The following is a 2,061-nucleotide window of genomic DNA, read 5'->3' as shown; positions in this document are numbered from 1 at the left end:
ACAAAGGTAAGAAAACACAAAAATAAAGGCAAGACGGCATCGCGGAGACGCTTACCGAGACAGGGTGAGGGTAAAAAGTTACCCTCACCCTACTATCGCACTTACCCTCACACGTTGTAACCACGATGAATAAAGGGATTGAGCGAAGGTGTGAGGGTGTGAGGGTAAAAGTGATACAAAAATTTAGTTGAAATGAAATATTAAAAGCATCCATGTTCTATTAAAAAAGAAGGAACTGCACAGTGCAATGCATTCTTTCTGTTAAAACCTCCGGGATACTCAAACAAAAAGAACCTCCGTCTGTTACATTAGCGATTTAAACATAGTAACCTAAACTTTAAAATTATGGCTAGAGAAAGTGTAAAAATCCTACAAGGTAAATTAGATGTAGAAAGTTTAATTTCACAGTTGAACGCAGCATTGGCTGAAGAGTGGTTGGCATATTACCAATATTGGGTAGGTGCATTAGTAGTGGAAGGCGCCATGCGTGCCGACGTACAAGGTGAGTTCGAGGAACATGCCGAAGAAGAACGTAGACATGCACAGCTGCTTGCCGACCGTATCATCGAGCTGGAAGGGGTTCCGGTACTTGATCCGAAACAATGGTTCGAACTGGCAAGATGCAAATATGATGCTCCGCAAGGCTTCGATTCAGTCAGTTTGCTGAAGGATAATGTTGCTTCCGAACGCTGTGCCATTCTCCGTTATCAAGAAATTGCCGACTTTACTAACGGGAAAGATTTCACCACTTGTGATATCGCCAAACATATTCTTGCCGAAGAGGAAGAACATGAACAAGATTTACAAGATTATCTGACTGACATTGCCAGAATGAAGAAATCATTTCTCGAAAAGTAAATTCTAATTTAATAATGATTAGGTGAGAGAGGGTGCATCCGAAATACAGGATATGCCCTCTTTTATGTAATAGTACGATAAAAACCAAACTATTTTCAAACAAATCAAGAAGAAATCTTTCTTTTTTCGTATTTTTGTCCCAATATGCATGTTTAATCCAAGTAGATAACAACATCAACGAAAAGGAATGAAAGTAATTGATTTAATAAATAACAGTAAAGGTACAGCTTTTTCTTTCGAAATTCTCCCTCCTTTGAAGGGAACCGGAATCGAAAAGCTCTATCAGACAATCGACACTCTTCGAGAATTTGATCCGAAATATATCAATATCACCACGCATCGTAGCGAATATGTCTACAAAGATCTCGGCAACGGGCTCTTTCAGAGAAACCGCCTGAGAAGGCGTCCGGGAACAGTCGCTGTGGCAGCAGCCATTCAGAATAAATATAATATTACTGTGGTTCCTCATATCCTGTGCAGTGGTTTCACGCGTGAGGAAACCGAATATGTATTGCTGGATTTGCAATTTCTGAATATAACAGATTTGCTGGTACTCCGTGGAGACAAGGCTAAACATGAATCGGTATTTACTCCCGAAGGAGACGGATATCATCATGCGATTGAATTGCAGGAGCAGATTAATAATTTCAATAAAGGAATCTTCGTTGACGGTTCGGAGATGAAAGTCACCGCCAGTCCTTTCTCGTATGGCGTGGCGTGTTATCCGGAAAAGCATGAAGAATCTCCTAACATAGAGACAGATCTTTACTGGCTGAAAAAGAAGGTAGAAACTGGTGCAGAGTATGCTGTGACACAATTATTCTACGATAATAAGAAATATTTCGATTTTGTGGAGCAGGCTAAGGCAGCAAGTATCAACATTCCTATCATTCCGGGAATCAAGCCTTTCAAGAAAATCTCCCAACTAAGCATGATCCCCAAAACATTCAAGGTGGATTTGCCGGAAGATCTGGTGAAAGAAGCATTGAAATGCAAAAATGACGCGGAAGCCGAACAGGTGGGTGTTGAATGGTGCGTGGCTCAATGCAAGGAGTTGATGGAACACGGAGTTCCGAGCATCCATTTCTATTCCATCGGAGCAGTAGACAGTATCAAGGAAATAGCCAAAATCATTTATTGATATGTTTTTCAGAGACGTAATCGGACAAGAAGAAATCAAGCAACGACTCATTCAGGAAGTGA

Annotated in this window: 2 protein-coding genes; both read left to right on the top strand. The window is 40.8% G+C overall.

Features of this window, described 5'->3' with window-relative positions:
• Positions 1 to 345 precede the first annotated feature (345 nt).
• Entirely contained in the window at positions 346 to 858 is a 513-nt protein-coding gene (locus ACT8YW_RS23110) for a ferritin-like domain-containing protein (protein WP_004299950.1), read from the top strand.
• Positions 859 to 1,045: 187 nt separating this feature from the next.
• Positions 1,046 to 1,999: a methylenetetrahydrofolate reductase [NAD(P)H] gene (gene metF, locus ACT8YW_RS23105; protein WP_444107267.1), complete on the top strand. Its 954-nt coding sequence runs from the start codon at positions 1,046 to 1,048 to the stop codon at positions 1,997 to 1,999.
• Positions 2,000 to 2,061 lie beyond the last annotated feature (62 nt).

The sequence above is a fragment of the Bacteroides sp. genome (assembly GCF_052357945.1).
Taxonomy (GTDB): Bacteria; Bacteroidota; Bacteroidia; order Bacteroidales; family Bacteroidaceae; genus Bacteroides.
This window is presented reverse-complemented; position numbering and strand designations above follow the sequence as displayed.

Bases quoted from the DNA above. Each gene is read 5' to 3' on its own strand.
- ACT8YW_RS23110 (WP_004299950.1), top strand. From the start codon at position 346: ATGGCTAGAGAAAGTGTAAAAATCCTACAAGGTAAATTAGATGTAGAA.
- metF (WP_444107267.1), top strand. From the start codon at position 1,046: ATGAAAGTAATTGATTTAATAAATAACAGTAAAGGTACAGCTTTTTCT.